This is a genomic window from Hyphomonas sp. J20-32 (assembly GCF_055808555.1).
The window spans coordinates 1000538-1014363 of the sequence record NZ_CM147873.1 but is presented as its reverse complement, the minus strand read 5'-3'; the positions used below and the strand labels follow the sequence as shown (position 1 = coordinate 1014363).

General features: G+C 63.6%; 14 protein-coding genes and 1 pseudogene. 5 read left to right on the top strand and 10 right to left on the bottom strand.

The window, feature by feature from the left end; genetic code table 11:
* Window positions 1-84: 84 nt before the first annotated feature.
* Window positions 85-702 (bottom strand): hypothetical protein, encoded by a 618-nt coding sequence (locus tag AC0L7I_RS05035; RefSeq protein ID WP_473398451.1) that lies wholly within the window; start codon window positions 700-702, stop codon window positions 85-87.
* Window positions 703-802: 100 nt separating this feature from the next.
* Window positions 803-1381 (bottom strand): hypothetical protein, encoded by a 579-nt coding sequence (locus AC0L7I_RS05030; RefSeq protein ID WP_473398450.1) that lies wholly within the window; start codon window positions 1379-1381, stop codon window positions 803-805.
* Between the two features lie 484 nt (window positions 1382-1865).
* Here AC0L7I_RS05030 and tsaD point away from each other — a divergent pair, with 484 nt between their 5' ends.
* Complete coding sequence (gene tsaD / locus AC0L7I_RS05025) at window positions 1866-2972, top strand: tRNA (adenosine(37)-N6)-threonylcarbamoyltransferase complex transferase subunit TsaD (RefSeq protein WP_473398449.1); 1107 nt, start codon at window positions 1866-1868, stop codon at window positions 2970-2972.
* Between the two features lie 240 nt (window positions 2973-3212).
* Here the strand turns inward: tsaD and AC0L7I_RS05020 are convergent, their stop codons facing one another.
* Window positions 3213-3818, bottom strand: coding sequence for a TetR/AcrR family transcriptional regulator (locus AC0L7I_RS05020; protein ID WP_473398448.1), 606 nt, complete (start codon window positions 3816-3818; stop codon window positions 3213-3215).
* A 139-nt stretch (window positions 3819-3957) separates the two neighbouring features.
* Here AC0L7I_RS05020 and AC0L7I_RS05015 point away from each other — a divergent pair, with 139 nt between their 5' ends.
* Window positions 3958-4257, top strand: a complete 300-nt coding sequence (locus AC0L7I_RS05015; RefSeq protein ID WP_473398447.1) for a YciI family protein — start codon at window positions 3958-3960, stop codon at window positions 4255-4257.
* Entirely contained in the window at window positions 4254-4934 is a 681-nt protein-coding gene (locus AC0L7I_RS05010) for a glutathione S-transferase family protein (RefSeq protein ID WP_473398446.1), read from the top strand. The genes AC0L7I_RS05015 and AC0L7I_RS05010 overlap by 4 nt, the downstream gene beginning before the upstream one ends.
* On the opposite strand, the gene AC0L7I_RS05005 is transcribed toward AC0L7I_RS05010, so the two are convergent.
* The 6 genes from AC0L7I_RS05005 to AC0L7I_RS04980 form a co-directional block, all read right to left on the bottom strand.
* Entirely contained in the window at window positions 4918-5742 is an 825-nt protein-coding gene (locus tag AC0L7I_RS05005) for a sulfotransferase family protein (RefSeq protein WP_473398445.1), read from the bottom strand. The two genes, AC0L7I_RS05010 and AC0L7I_RS05005, sit on opposite strands and share 17 nt — an antisense overlap.
* A gap of 47 nt (window positions 5743-5789) precedes the next feature.
* Complete coding sequence (locus AC0L7I_RS05000) at window positions 5790-6329, bottom strand: tellurite resistance TerB family protein (RefSeq protein WP_473398444.1); 540 nt, start codon at window positions 6327-6329, stop codon at window positions 5790-5792.
* A gap of 56 nt (window positions 6330-6385) precedes the next feature.
* Complete coding sequence (locus tag AC0L7I_RS04995) at window positions 6386-8542, bottom strand: PQQ-dependent dehydrogenase, methanol/ethanol family (protein WP_473398443.1); 2157 nt, start codon at window positions 8540-8542, stop codon at window positions 6386-6388.
* Between the two features lie 106 nt (window positions 8543-8648).
* Window positions 8649-9560: an orotidine-5'-phosphate decarboxylase gene (gene pyrF, locus AC0L7I_RS04990; protein WP_473398442.1), complete on the bottom strand. Its 912-nt coding sequence runs from the start codon at window positions 9558-9560 to the stop codon at window positions 8649-8651.
* Complete coding sequence (locus AC0L7I_RS04985; RefSeq protein ID WP_473398441.1) at window positions 9557-10378, bottom strand: S1 family peptidase; 822 nt, start codon at window positions 10376-10378, stop codon at window positions 9557-9559. Before AC0L7I_RS04985 ends, pyrF begins: the two co-directional genes overlap by 4 nt.
* 21 nt (window positions 10379-10399) lie before the next feature.
* The gene (locus AC0L7I_RS04980) at window positions 10400-10831 is read right to left on the bottom strand and encodes a DUF350 domain-containing protein (RefSeq protein WP_473398440.1); all 432 of its coding nucleotides are present in this window, start codon (window positions 10829-10831) and stop codon (window positions 10400-10402) included.
* Window positions 10832-10927: 96 nt separating this feature from the next.
* Here AC0L7I_RS04980 and AC0L7I_RS04975 point away from each other — a divergent pair.
* A pseudogene (locus tag AC0L7I_RS04975) lies at window positions 10928-11711 on the top strand (3-hydroxybutyrate dehydrogenase).
* A 10-nt stretch (window positions 11712-11721) separates the two neighbouring features.
* Here AC0L7I_RS04975 and AC0L7I_RS04970 read toward each other — a convergent pair.
* Window positions 11722-12366: an SCO family protein gene (locus AC0L7I_RS04970; RefSeq protein ID WP_473398439.1), complete on the bottom strand. Its 645-nt coding sequence runs from the start codon at window positions 12364-12366 to the stop codon at window positions 11722-11724.
* A gap of 63 nt (window positions 12367-12429) precedes the next feature.
* On the opposite strand from AC0L7I_RS04970, the gene AC0L7I_RS04965 reads away from it, so the two are divergent.
* A complete protein-coding gene (locus tag AC0L7I_RS04965) occupies window positions 12430-13797 on the top strand; it encodes an ActS/PrrB/RegB family redox-sensitive histidine kinase (protein WP_473398438.1) in 1368 nt (455 codons plus the stop codon).
* The last annotated feature ends 29 nt before the right edge of the window (window positions 13798-13826 follow it).

Genomic DNA, 13826 nt, shown 5'->3' with positions numbered 1-13826 from the left:
CCCCTCTCCCAAGGGAGAGGGGGTGAACCTGCGTCCGCACACTCCGCAGAATGCCCGGCCGCTGGTCTGACAAGCCTGTCGAAGTCAGCTTGAATTGTCCCACTTTTCGAGGGCCGCATTGAGCAGGCCCGGCAGGGCCGTGGCGACGGCGCCGAGTTCGGGGCGAAGCCGCCAGGCGCTGGCCATGGGCATTGCGACCGGTTTCGGATCGCCGCGCGTCTGCTGGCGGGCGAGGCTGCGCGCAAGGCGTTTGGCGTGGACGTCTGGCGCTTCGAGCACCTTGTAGAGGGCGCTGACGCGGGCGAGGAAGGGTGCGGCGGGTACCGGGCCGGAAGCCCGGACACACCCCGGAAACAGCCCGGAGGCTTCGGGGTCGACGGCAGGCTGCACCCGTCCCGACAGGGCGAAACGGTACGGGGCCGGGAAGGTGACGGTCTCGGTGCCCTCGGGGAGCGGTGCGGGGGTGGCCGGGGTGAGGCCGGTCCGTGGGCGCACCGCTGGCAGGGTGAGCGCCAGCGCCATCAGGGTCAGCAGGCGCCGCACGATGATTTCGAGTTGTTTCAGCCGTCCCGAGGCCTTTTGCTTGAGGCTGCGCCGCAAGGTGAGGGGGCGCAGGTGCGCGTTCGTCATGTTGATCACCGCCCACAGCGCGAGCCGCGCCTGTTCGAGGCCGTGATGGATCAAGTCAGGCGGATGGCTCATGCGGCGCAGTATAGCGCAGGTGGGGTATGGGTTGGATAAGGTGGGGGAGAGAGGGGGCGAGTGGTGGGTATCGCGATACTCAACCCACCCAACGCTCGCTTTAATCCTGCCGTGAGCCCAATTCCACGACGTTCTCAAAGCAAGACGCCAACTTTTCTTCTAGCTTTTCACCTTGAATGACGATGCTGAAGCCTACGTCTCGGGGCACTCCGTGAACCTCGTAATGGTCGACGAGAACGACGGCTTCGGCTCCATCTGGCCAAAAAAGGACCGAGTCGTGCAGCGATTTTGCTGCCTCGAGAAGCTGCAAAAATGTGGCCGATTCAATTCTGGCAGAGCCGACGTAACCGTATTCGTCAAAGCTGATAAAGCCGCCGTGCAAGTCAGTAATTTCGTCACAACAAGATAGGATTTCACGCGCGCGAGCTTCGTTGGTGTGTGCTGCAACCAAGCCTGGACTGTCATTGAAGTCCGACCGCCGAACATAAGCAATAGGTGGTTCCTTATCGATATCGAACTGATCGAGCGTCAGGTTCATGTTAAAAGCCGCATTGACATTTTCAACGATGGAATTGCCGACGCTTTCTCGCTTTTCAGCATTTTCCTTAGCTTCGGCAAGCCGCGTCCGGCGCTCTTTCAACGCCCGAATGCGATCTTGTTCTGCTGCATCTTCGCTCACGTTCTAAACGACTCCTTGTCTGGATCAAAGCGAGCGTAGGGTGCATTAAGCGTAGCGCAATGCACCATCCTGTATCAGCCGCAAAGACGGTGCATTGCGGCCGGTGGCCTTAATGCACCCTACATGCTGCTTGAGGCTGCGCCGCAAGGTGAGCGAGCGCAGGTGGGCATTGGTCATGTTGATCACGGCCCAGAGCGCGAGGCGCGGCGACCGGACGCCCCCTTCTCCCTTGGGAGAAGGGTTGGGGATGAGGGGTAGCGGAAGTCGCGGCACGGGCAGTGTTTGCGGGGTGTCCGGTGACCCCTCACCCCCGGCCCCTCTCCCAAGGGAGAGGGGGGCGCGAGAGGCGCGTTCCTTTCTCCGATGGCATGAGATCCCGGCTTTCGCCGGGACTGCGGACGTGGGGTGGTGTTGAGAGGAGCGCTCACCCTGAGCGAAGTCGAAGGGCGGGCGCGGGCTTCCCAATCTCCCCGTCCGGGCTTACATGCCTCCCATGTCCCACCCCCTCACCATCCTCGGCATTGAATCCTCTTGCGACGAGACGGCTGCGGCCGTGCTGCGGCTGGAGGATGGGCGCGTGACGCTGCTGGCGGACGTGATCCACACGCAGCTGGAAGAGCATGCGCCGTATCAGGGCGTCGTGCCGGAGATTGCGGCGCGGGCGCATGCGGAGATTGCCGACAAGACAGTGGCGGCCGCCATGAAGGATGCGGGCCTTTCCTATGCAGACCTCGACGGCGTCGCCGCCACATCCGGCCCGGGCCTGATTGGCGGCGTGCTGGTGGGCATGATGACCGGCAAGGCGATTGCGCAGGCGGCGGGGAAGCCGTTTATCGCGGTCAACCATCTGGAAGGGCATGCGCTGAGCCCGAGGCTCGGCGGCGATTGCCCCTTCCCTTACCTGCTGCTGCTGGTGTCGGGCGGGCACTGCCAGTTCCTGGAGGTGCGCGGGCTGGGCGACTACAAGCGGCTCGGCTCGACGATTGACGATGCAGTGGGCGAGGCGTTCGACAAGACGGCCAAATTGCTGGGCCTCGGCTTTCCGGGCGGCCCGGCGGTGGAGCGGCTGGCGAAGGCCGGCGACCCCAAGGCGTTCAGCTTCCCGCGTCCGCTGATGAACCGGCCCGGCCTCGACATGAGCTTTGCCGGCCTGAAGACTGCTGTTGCCCGCGCCGCCGCCGAAGAACCGCTGACCGAGCAGCGCCTCGCAGACCTGTGCGCCAGTTTCCAGGCCGCCGTCTGCGACGTGCTGGGCGGCAAGGCGCAGCGCGCACTTGAGGCGTTTGATCCGGGTGAGGGGGAGAGTATCCGCTTCGTCGTGGCGGGGGGGGTGGCCTCCAACCAGGCCATTCGCGCGGCGCTGGAGGCGGAAGCGGCGGCGGCAGGGGGGCAGCTGGTTGCGCCGCCCTTGCGGCACTGCACGGACAATGCCGCGATGATCGCCCTTGTCGGGGCCGAGCGGATGGCCGCCGGCCTGATCGAGGGGATCGGGGACCTTGGCGCCGGGGCGAGACCCCGGTGGCCGCTGGATGAAGCGTCGGCGACGCTGGATCCGGCTTATGCCACGGGGCTCAAGGGCGCCAAGGCCTGATCAGGCACCACTAGACTGCAAATTCAGCAAGGGCGAGCGTGGCTGCGAAGATGGCAACCGCGAAGGGCACGGCTGCGATCAGGGCAAAAAGGGATTGGCGGGCTTCAGTTTTCGAGATGGTCATTGGATTGCTCTTCAGGGGTCTTCTGGAAGGCACCATAGTCTTCCATGACCTTCATATAGCAGGCCCTGAAAAATAATCAATGAACAATTTCGATTTTATTCAGCGTTTAGGTTTTCTCATCGATCCGGCGTCCTGGCGCCGCACGACAGCGCCGCCAGCAGGAGATCGAGCACACCGCCCAGTTCCCGCTGCAGTTTCGGCAGGGACAGGGCCGAGAAAAGCTGCGGAAAACGGAATTTCATCAACGCAGACTGCATGAATTCAGCGGTTTCCTCCGGCCGCTCGAGCGCGCGGAATTCACCGGCCTGGATGCCATCGTTCAGGATCTGCACCAGGTACACGCGTTCCTGGGCCATCTGTTCGTTGAAATAGAGCGGGCGTTCCTGTTTGAGCACATTGGCCACTTCAAGGATTTTCGCATCCTCTTCAATGGCGCTGAACGTGCGCTCCAGACTCATCTCGAAAAACTCGCGAAGCCTTGAAGATGCTGATGTTTTCTTGCGGGCAATCGCAGCATAATCCTCGAAAACCTTGGCGTTGAACTTGCGCGCCATGGCCTCGGCAATATCGATCTTGGAGGCAAAGAAGCGGTAGATATTGCCGGCCGACATGCTGCAGTCGCGGGCAATTTCCGACATCGTCGTCTTGCCGTAACCATAGTGATGGATGCGCTCCATGGCGGCGTCCAGGATCTGCTCGCGGGTATCGGTCGTGTCATTCATGCGAAAACCATACTACTAATTCCTGAAGGATCAATGATTCATTCAGCTCACATTTGCCGCAACCGGCGAGGCGGTAGGCAACATTCGGGCAGTATGCCATAGCGGTCCACACACTCAACCAGGTCGCGAGGAGACGATCATGCCCCTGTTCTGCCTACACTGTCTCGACAAAAAGGATGGCGGCGCCGCGCTGCGCGCCAAGGCCCGGCCCGCGCATCTTGAATGGGCCGTGAGCCTGGGAGACGCGGTCCGCATGGCCGGGCCGCTGCTGGCCGAGGACGGCGAGACGATGATCGGGTCGCTTTTCCTGGTGCAGGCTGACAGCCTTGCCGCCGCCAAGGCCATTTCAGCGGAAGACCCCTATTCCAAGGCCGGCGTGTTCGGCCATGTTCACATCCAGGAGACCCGCTGGGCCATCGGCCAGGGCAAGCCGGCATGAGGCAGCTCGTCCTCGGCAACCTGAACTATTCCAGCTGGTCGATCCGGCCGCTGCTGGTGGCTCGCCATGTCGGCCTGCCGGTGGAAGAGGTGATCGTGCCGCTGGATTTCCCGGAGACGAATGCACGGCTGAAGGCGATCAGCCCGACCGCCAAGGTGCCGCTGCTGATCTGGGACGACCAGGCGGTGTGGGAAAGCCTCGCCATCACCGAATGGATCGCCGAATGGGCAGCGCCCGGAAAGGTCTGGCCGGAGGATGCCGGTGCCCGCGCCGTGGCCCGCGCCGCTGCCTCGGAAATGCATGCCGGCTTTCAGGCCCTGCGCAGCCTCTGCCCGATGGATATCCGCGCGCGGCATGCCACACCGGAGATGACTGACGGATTGAAGGCCGACATCGCCCGCGTCGATAGCCTCTGGTGCGACCTGCGCGAGCGCTTCGGCAAGGGCGGGCCGTTCCTGTTCGGGCAGTGGAGCGCTGCCGACGCATTCTACACGCCCGTCGTCACCCGTTTCCGCACCTATGGCCTTCCGCTGACCCCCATTGCGCAGGCCTATGCCGACGCGGTGCTGGCGGACGAAAAATTCCTGGTTCTGGAAAAGCAGGCCGAGGCGGAACCCTGGTGGATCAAGTATGGCCCGGACGGCCGGTCCAGCGGATATCTCAAGCCGGCAGGCTGAACAGGTCGTAGCCGAGATCGTGCCGGAACAGGGTCTTGGCCTGTGTCCGGTACAGGTCCATGGCCTCGCCCGTGAACAGGTCGGCAAGCGAGGTCTTGCGGTTCTGCAGCACGTTCGGCTCGGCGTCCGGATCGGTGTGCTTGGCCATCTCTTCCTTCGTGCCCGCCGCTAGCGCCGCGTCGATGGCAGCCGGCGCCAGGTCCAGCGACCAGTGCGCGGCAACCGCTTCAAGAACCGCCCGGGCATCCTTCAGCGTGTCTTCGTAATGGACGGTGAGAATCCGGCCGGGCGCCCCGGCGCAGACGTCGCCCCAGCGGTTCCAGAACCGGGCGAGCCAGTAGATGTCGCACCGGTATTTCCTGCCGCCCGGATCGCCCTTCAGATAGGTCAGCCAGTCGACCTGGATATCGTATTCCCATTTCGCGTGATGGCTGGCGAGGATGGCCATCGGATGGCGCACGGCGAGCACGTAGGGCGGCAGGTGCGCCATGCGCCGGGCCCAGCCCCAGTCGGCCAGGCGGTGGGGGATGGTATGGCTGAAGGCGAGGCGGGGGATGTCCGGGAAGGCCGGCTTGTCCTTGGGCCAGCCGATATAGGGCCGCACCGCATTCTCGGAGAAATATTCCGGCCGCGCGATGCCGTGCGTGTCGGCAATCGCAATCGCCAGCATGTATTTCAGCCAGTGCGTGCCGGAATTCTTCGACGTCACCAGCATGCCGTCAAAGGCACCGTGGCGCAGAACGGAATAATTGTTCCAGTTATCGTTGCGAACGCGGGCGCGGTAGGCGGCAGGCAGGGTCTCGGTCATGGGTCGCCCCTAGCGCCAGACATGGCATCGCGCAACCGAGACCGGCATCATGTCTTGAGGCCGGCCCGGTCGCGGTACACTTGCAGCAGGGCCAGCTGGTCGCGCGTGGGCGTGCCTTCCGCCTCGGATACCGCCTCAAGCATGCCGTCGAGATCGACCACTTCCTTCGGGCCGAGATAGCGGTCGCCGACAATTTTCTGGCTGAGGCGGCGCATGGTTTCCTGCGGCAGCGGCGCCTTGTTCGTGACCCATGCCGCATGCGCAACCAGTTCGTGGGCTTCGTCCTGCGAGAAACTGAAATGGCGCATGATTTCGCCGGAGATGGCATCGCTTTGCCGATCGGTCAGCGGGCCGCCGCGGGCGCGGGCGACTTCCATCATCATGATGGCGGCGGCTTCGCGGGGGTCGTCAATCAGGTCGAGGCCGTTGCGGCCCGCCCGGTACTTGAAGGCAAGGCGCCGGGGCAGGTTGGCGGCAGACCGCGCAAGGTCGACTGCTTCGCGCGCGCCGTCGCGGGCCATGCGCAACCGCCACGACCAGACGCCGATGGCCACCAGGATGCCGAGAATACCGATCAGGAACTGCATGGAAAAAGTGTAGCGCGCCCCAACGGGACGCGCCACACCTATTGGACTCTTGGTCGTTACTGACCGCCGCCTGCAGGGTCTGCGCTGGCATGGGCCTGAGCGAGGACATAGGCCCGGATCGCTTCCGATTCCTCAGGCGTCAGGAATTCGGCGAAGGACACCATTCCGTTGGCGGCAAGGTTGCCGTCAAGCACAACGCCCTTCCAGGCTTCGGCATTGCCCGTGATCGCCGACCAGCGCAGGTCTGGCAGCACGCCGGAACTGGCCGCCAGCGCACCATGGCAGACCATGCAATTGCGGGAGAAGGCAACGGCGCCCTGCGCAATCATCGCTTCGTCGCCAAACGCTTCCGCCTTGGCCGTCCGCTCGATCGGCGTGAAATCGGCGTCGGCAATCAGGCCGGTGCCGCCCACCTTGAACGTGACCACTTTGCCCACGGTCGAGGGAACGGCAGCGTCGTAAGCATAGCCGGCGGTGAGCGCGAACGCGCTGCCCCAGCCGGTCGTGATCGTCACGTATTGCTCGCCGTCAATCAGATAGGTGCCGGGGCCCGATGCGGCGCCTGACTTGACGTTCTGGCTCCACAGCTTTTCGCCGGTTTCGGCATTGTAGGCGACAAAGTCGCCATTCAGCTTGCCCTGGAAGACGAGGTTGCCCGCCGTCGACAGGACGCCGCCATTCCAGGCATTCTCATGCTCGACGGTCCAGCGGGGTTCCTGCTTGACCGGATCCCACGCAATCAGGCGGCCCTTGAGGGTGGAGCGGAGGAACTTGGCGACGTCGGGCGGTGCAATCGGCGGAATGCCCGAGGAGAAGTCGGCGCCGGTGTTCCAGCCAATCGTCTTGGTGCCGAACCGGGGATCTTCCGCATAGGCCTGCGGAATTTCCTGCGCCGGGATATAGGCAAGCTTGGTCGCCGGGCTGTAAGCCATTGGCTGCCAGTTATGCGCGCCAAGCGGCCCCGGAAGTTGCTGGTGAGGCTCCTTGCCATAGCGGGCTGCGGCCACTTCCATCGGCCGGCCATTCTCGTCGAGACCGGTTGCCCAGTTCAGCGGCACGAAGGCATCGCCCGAAAGGAACTCGCCGGTAGCGGCATCCAGGACGTAGAAGAACCCGTTCTTGGGCGCCTGCATGGCGACGCGGCGCGACGCGCCATTCTCGCCGAGCGGCAGGTCGGCCAGGATGATCGACTGGGTGGCCGTGTAATCCCAGTTGTCGCCGGGCGTGGTCTGGAAGTGCCATTTGTATTCGCCCGTCTCGGCATCGACCGCGACGACCGAGGACAGGAACAGGTTGTCGCCGCCAGCGGGATCACGGAACGTACGGTTCCATGGCGAGCCGTTGCCGACACCGAAAATGACCTGGTCGTTGACGGTATCGTAAACGATGGAATCCCAGACGGTGCCGCCGCCGCCATCGGTGACCCAGGCACCTTCGTCGCCCCAGGTGACATTACCGACGGTTTCGAACGCCTTGTCGGAGGCCTCATTGTCAGGTTGCTTTTTCGGGTTCGGCACCGTGTAGAAGCGCCACAGTTTCTTGCCGGTGGCCGCATCATAGGCTGTCAGGTAGCCACGAACGCCCAGTTCGGCGCCGCCATTGCCGATCAGCACCTTGCCGTTGACCACACGCGGAGCGCCGGTGATCGTGTAGGGCTTGGCCTGGTCGACGGTCACCGTGCTCCAGATCCGTTCACCCGTTTTCGCATTCAGCGCTTCGAGTCGACCGTCGATGACACCGACATAGACCTTGCCATCCAGAACAGCGACACCTCGGTTGACCACATCGCAGCAGGCTTTCACGCCGACGGCGCGGTCGACGTCCGGATCATAGGTCCACAGCGCGTCGCCCGTCTTGGCATCCAGCGCATAGACGACGGACCAGGCGGACGTGACATACATGACGCCATCGACAACGATGGGCGTGGCTTCAACACCGCGATTTGTGTCGAGGTCATGCGTCCAGGCAACACCGAGGCGACCAACGTTTTCGGTATTGATTCCAGTCAGCGTCGAGAACCGCTGCTCATCATAGGTGCCGCCATAGGTGAGCCATTCAGCTCCGCCGCTGGCCGTTGCAATGCGGTTCGTGTCGACAGCAGCGAAAGCTGCCTCAGCAGGCTTCTCGGCCTCTTGCGCCTTTTCTTTCGGGGCACAGCCCGCGAGCAGCGCCAAAGCGCCTCCCGCCATGATAAATGAACGCCAATGGGTCATGGCCTGTTATCTCCCCTCGGTTTGAGCATGGCGGTCTGGCGCCGCTTTTTGTTGATTGCGGATGATGCTAGCCGTTCGCCGACAATTGTCGAGGTCTCTCGCTAGGTCAGTTGCCCGCCAAAGTGCCGGATCGTTCGGCGACACCGCTGAGCGCGGTGAGGTCAGCCTGCGCGGCGTCGATCGCATCACTGATTGCCGATTTCCATTCGGCGAGATTACCTGCCGATACCGCAGCTTGCGGGAAATTCACGGACCGGGACGCGTTCACAACGCCGCCTTCAAGGTGATTGCCGCGCCTGACAAAGCCGGCAAGGGCATCTTGCGCACCGCTGCCCTGCGCGCCGTAGCCCGGTACCAGGAACAGGCATTTCGGCGCCAGTTGCCGCAGCTTGCGCGCCTCGTCAGGCCCGGTTGCACCCGCGACCAGCATGAGGCTCGACCAGCCGCTTGCTCCTTCGAGGCGACCGATTGCGGGCTGAAGGGCTTCGACAACCCGCGCATAAAGGGGCGCGCCGCCCATGTCCTGCGTCTGGAAATCGGCCGATCCGGGATTGGAGGTGCGCGCCAGGACAACCACGCCTTTGCCATGGGATTCAGCTGCCGACAGGAACGGCTCGAGTGTATCCATGCCCATGTAAGGGTTTACGGTGACGGCATCACAGGGAAACGGTGCCGCCTTGCCGAGATAGGCCTGCGCATACCCTTCTGCCGTCGATCCGATGTCACCGCGCTTGGCATCTGCGATCACGATCAGGCCGGCATCGCGCGCCACATTGCAGACGCGCTGCAATGCGCGCATGCCATCGGGACCGAGACGCTCGAACAGGCCAACCTGCGGCTTGATGATTCCGGCCCGTCCGGCAACCTGCCCGACAATGGCTTCACCCCAGCGCGCCAACCCGTCCGCCGTGTCGCCGCCGAACAATGCGGGCACCCGCCCTGCGTGAGGGTCTATGCCCACGCAGAGCGGACCCAATGTGCGGGCGGCGGTGACAAGGCGACTGGCAAAATCGCTCATGGCCGCACCTGGCAGGCGACTTTCACCACCTGCAGCCGGCGACGGGCATTGTCGGATTGCGGACCATACGTGTTCACGGTGAACGCCTCATGTGGGCCTTCGACGGTCGAGACGTCGAGACTGGTAAGAAAAGCCTCAACCGAGGACGGCGCAGCGGTGTATATCCGGCCGCGGCGCGGGCTTTCGGCAACAATGACGCCGCGCACGCCGCCATCCTTGTCGAAGACCGGACCGCCCGATATGCCGCCAAGTGTGCCCGTCAGGCCCTGGGTGCGCCCGATCTCTGCCCAGGCGAGGATCGGCTCGGCGCCGTTGCGGCGCCCGCGCGTGATCAGTTTCGATCGCGACAGCAGCTTGGTTGCCACTTCACCGGGCCGCCCCTGAGGATAGCCGACATGATAGCCCTCGTCGCCGACACGCAGCGTCGATCCCAGCGCGAGTTTCACAGAAGCCGGGCTGCGGCCCGTCGAAATGAGGGCGAGGTCGTGGTCTGGGTCGACCGTAACCCGCGCCGCCGGGACGTACTGGTCGGGCGCAACCAGAAGCCCGACGCTATTGCAACCTTCAACCACGTGGCGTGCCGTGATCCAGTCGCCGGAATTGTTGACCGCAAAAGCCGTTCCGATGCCATCTTTCGGGGAGTCGACCTGGACCAGTATCTGCTCGTCCAGGATGGACGGCGGCGGCAATGTCGGGCCGTCCGACTCCAGGACTGTGGGAGGCGATTCAGGCGCATCGGCATTGTGCTCGTTGGCAAACAACGTCCAGACGACGACGCCGAATACCAGAAGGTACAGAACCCAATCAAACGACCTCATTTGTGCGCGTGTCTCCTCAACTCAAAACCTTTGCAGGGCCGGGTCCCACAAACCGGCTGCCAGAATAAGCGCCGACGAAATCTTTGCGGCAATCAGCACGATTGCTGCGCCGGCCTGATCCTGCTCGATCCGCTGCGGAATGTCGCGCAGCACCACATCTACAAGGCGATACACGATCAACTGGAGCAACAGGGCGATCACGCCCCATATCAGCAGGTCCAGAAGGGAAACGCTCGATGCCAGCGTCGAAGCGATCGGTATTGCCAGTCCGGTTATCGCGCCGGCCAGCGCGAGGCCTGCCGAGGCATTGCCGTCTTTTACCAGTGCAAGTTCTTTCCAAGGCGTCAGCAACACGTAGATAGTGCTTGCGACAAGCAGCATGGCACCTGCAGATGTTGTCCAGACCAGAAAGCGCGGAAACGCCTCTACAAAAGCACCGATTTCACCGTCCATTGAACCCGCCTATCTTGAACACATATTGCCGTGGGCCCTCCCGAGGCCGTCCTTATCCCTAAACACAGCGCGCCTGCGCCTCAAGGAGACATCACCATGCTGAGCGGAAAAACTGCACTCGTCACCGGCTCGACGAGCGGTATCGGGAAGGCGATTGCAACCCGCCTTGCACGCGAAGGATGCAATGTCGTGCTCAACGGATTTGGTGACGAAGCCGCAATAGAAGCGGACAGATCCAGCCTGGCAAAGGCATTCGGTGTGAAGGTCGGATACTCGGGCGCCGACCTCACCAACCCGGATGCGATTGAGGGCATGATGGGCTATGTCGCGCGCGATTTCGGCGGAGCCGACATTCTCGTCAACAATGCCGGCGTCCAGCACGTCGCCCCGATCGAGGACTTTCCTGTCGCAAAATGGGATCTCATTATCGCGCTCAACCTGACAGCCGCGTTCCATACGACGCGAATGGCCCTGCCCGGCATGAAGGAAAAGGGCTGGGGCCGAAATCCTGAACACTGGCAGCGCCCACGCCAAGGTCGCTTCGCCCTTCAAGTCTGCCTATGTGACGGCCAAGCACGGGCTGGCCGGCCTGACCAAGGTGACGGCGCTTGAAGGGGCGAAATACGGCGTGCGCTGCAACCTGGTCTGCCCCGGCTACGTCCATACCCCGCTCGTGGACGGCCAGATCGCCGATACGGCCAAGGCGCGCGGAATGACCCGGGAGCAAGTCATCGAAGATGTGATCCTGAAAGCCCAGCCGACCAAGGAATTCGTCACGGCGGAACAGGTCGCAGGCTTTGTCGCCTTCCTTTGTTCGCCCGACGCCGACCAGATCAACGGTGCCGACCTGTCGATCGATGGCGGCTGGACGGCCCAATAGGCTTTGACGCCTACTCTTCCAGCACTTCGGTGAGACAGGCGGCGATCGTCTCGCTCGTGTCCTCATGGGTGAAGAACGTCTTCAGCTTCCAGTCCTTGTCCATCAGGTAGAGCAGGCTGGTATGGTCCATCGTGTAGCCGGCCGTGCTGCTTGGGTCATCGATGCGGGAATAGTCTGCAATGAAGGATTCGGCGGCAGCGCGGACCTGGTCCGGCGTGCCGGTCAGGCCGACGAGATTCGTCGGAAATGCAGCCGTCGTTACATATTGGGCAAGGGCTTCTGGCGTGTCGCGTTCGGGATCGACCGAGATCAGGAGCGTCTGCGGCGGTTCCATGCCTGCGGGCAGCATCTTGTAGGCGCGCGCGATGCTGACCAGCGTCATCGGACAAACGTCCGGGCAATAGGTGAAGCCGAAATAGATCAGCGACGGGCGGCCCTTGAACGTGTCCTCGGTAACCGTTTCGCCAGTGTGCGAGACGAGCGAAATGGGTCCGCCGATTTCCGGATAGGCGCGGCTGAGACACCCTGATTTGACCCCGCCGGATTGGGGTTTCGCCGCTGTTGTCGCGCTATCGGACGGGGGTGCCGCGGGGCTGCAGGCAGTGGCGGCAAGGGCGCCGAAGGCGGCGATGAGGGTGCGGTAGGGGAATGTCATGTTCGCGATATGCCGGAAACAGCCCGCTTGGCGCAAGCGCCACGCTGCCGCATAAGCACGTCCATGGACGATATTACCCGCGATTCCCGCTACGGGCTGGACGACGCTGTCTTCACGCTGGCGCCCGAGGGGCTCGGCTCGGCCCAGTCGGCACTGGGACGGACGCGGCTGCGCACATTCATCACGCTGCGCTGGCTGGCCGTGGCCGGGCAGACGGCGGCTGTCCTGTTCGTCGCCTTCGTGCTGGGCTTTGAAATGCCGCTGGCGCTGTGCCTGGCAATCATTGCCGCGTCGGCCTGGCTGAACGTGTTTCTCGCCTTCGCCTTCCAGAGCCAGCGCCTGACACGTGGCTGGGAGGCCAGCCTGCAACTGGCCTTCGACACGCTGCAACTGGCGGCACTGATCACGGTGACCGGCGGCCTGTCGAACCCTTTCCTGCTGATGCTGCTGGCGCCGGTGACCGTGGCGGCATTGTCTGTCTCGCAGGCGCGGGCAACGATGATTGCGGTTCTGGCGCTCGCGTCGGCGGCGATGATGCCATTCTTCTCGCTGCCTTTGCCCTGGGTGGGCGGTGCCGCGATCAGCCTGCCGCCGCTATTCCAGTGGGGCCAGTTTACCGCGCTCGTCGTGGGCCTGATCTTCTTTTCCCTGTCGGCTGTCCGGGTCAGCCAGGATGAGGCCCGGCTGGTGCGGGCCCTCGATGCGGCCAGTGTGGTGATGGCGCGCGAACAGAAGCTGTCGGCACTGGGCGCCATGTCGGCGATGACCACGCACGAGCTTGGCACGCCGCTGGCCACCATTCACCTTGTGTCCAAGGAACTGCTCGCCGAAATCGGGACGGACAATCCCCATAGCGAGGACATTCGCCTGATCGCCGAGCAGGCCGACCGCTGCCGCGCGATCCTCGCCACCATCCGCGAAGCGCGCGAGGCGACCGATATCGTGCATGCGCTGATGCCGCTCGACGCGCTGGTCGACGAGGCCGCTGCGCCGTTCAAGGGGCTGGGCGTCGATCTCGTCGTACGCGCGGTCCCCGGCGAACGAGGCGAGCCGAAAGCGCCGATCCTCAATCGCAGCCCGGAAATCCTGCACGCGCTGGGCGCCTTTATCGAGAACGCGGTGAGCTTTGCCGACACGCGCGTGACGGCGGTTGCGTCATGGACGGACGACCAGGTGATTATCACGATCACCGATGACGGGCCGGGATTTGCCGCCGAAGTGATGCCCAAACTGGGCGAGCCCTACGTCTCCCAGCGCAGCGAGGCCCAGTTGGGCGGTGGCGACATGGGGCTTGGCTTCTTTATCGCCAAAACCCTGATCGAACGCACAGGCGGGCGCATCGCGACACGCAACCGGACCCCGCCCAAGCGCGGCGCCGTTGTGCAGGCCCTCTGGCCAAGAGCAGCTCTAGAGGCTTCTAAAGTGGCTTAGGGCGTGCCAAAGGCCTATACTGGATTGGA

Bases quoted from the DNA above. Each gene is read 5' to 3' on its own strand.
- AC0L7I_RS05020 (WP_473398448.1), bottom strand. From the start codon at position 3,818: ATGAATGACACGACCGATACCCGCGAGCAGATCCTGGACGCCGCCATG.
- pyrF (WP_473398442.1), bottom strand. From the start codon at position 9,560: ATGAGCGATTTTGCCAGTCGCCTTGTCACCGCCGCCCGCACATTGGGT.
- AC0L7I_RS04965 (WP_473398438.1), top strand. From the start codon at position 12,430: ATGGACGATATTACCCGCGATTCCCGCTACGGGCTGGACGACGCTGTC.
- AC0L7I_RS04995 (WP_473398443.1), bottom strand. From the start codon at position 8,542: ATGACCCATTGGCGTTCATTTATCATGGCGGGAGGCGCTTTGGCGCTG.
- AC0L7I_RS05005 (WP_473398445.1), bottom strand. From the start codon at position 5,742: ATGACCGAGACCCTGCCTGCCGCCTACCGCGCCCGCGTTCGCAACGAT.
- AC0L7I_RS04985 (WP_473398441.1), bottom strand. From the start codon at position 10,378: ATGAGGTCGTTTGATTGGGTTCTGTACCTTCTGGTATTCGGCGTCGTC.
- AC0L7I_RS05010 (WP_473398446.1), top strand. From the start codon at position 4,254: ATGAGGCAGCTCGTCCTCGGCAACCTGAACTATTCCAGCTGGTCGATC.
- tsaD (WP_473398449.1), top strand. From the start codon at position 1,866: ATGCCTCCCATGTCCCACCCCCTCACCATCCTCGGCATTGAATCCTCT.
- AC0L7I_RS05015 (WP_473398447.1), top strand. From the start codon at position 3,958: ATGCCCCTGTTCTGCCTACACTGTCTCGACAAAAAGGATGGCGGCGCC.
- AC0L7I_RS04970 (WP_473398439.1), bottom strand. From the start codon at position 12,366: ATGACATTCCCCTACCGCACCCTCATCGCCGCCTTCGGCGCCCTTGCC.
- AC0L7I_RS04980 (WP_473398440.1), bottom strand. From the start codon at position 10,831: ATGGACGGTGAAATCGGTGCTTTTGTAGAGGCGTTTCCGCGCTTTCTG.
- AC0L7I_RS05000 (WP_473398444.1), bottom strand. From the start codon at position 6,329: ATGCAGTTCCTGATCGGTATTCTCGGCATCCTGGTGGCCATCGGCGTC.
- AC0L7I_RS05035 (WP_473398451.1), bottom strand. From the start codon at position 702: ATGAGCCATCCGCCTGACTTGATCCATCACGGCCTCGAACAGGCGCGG.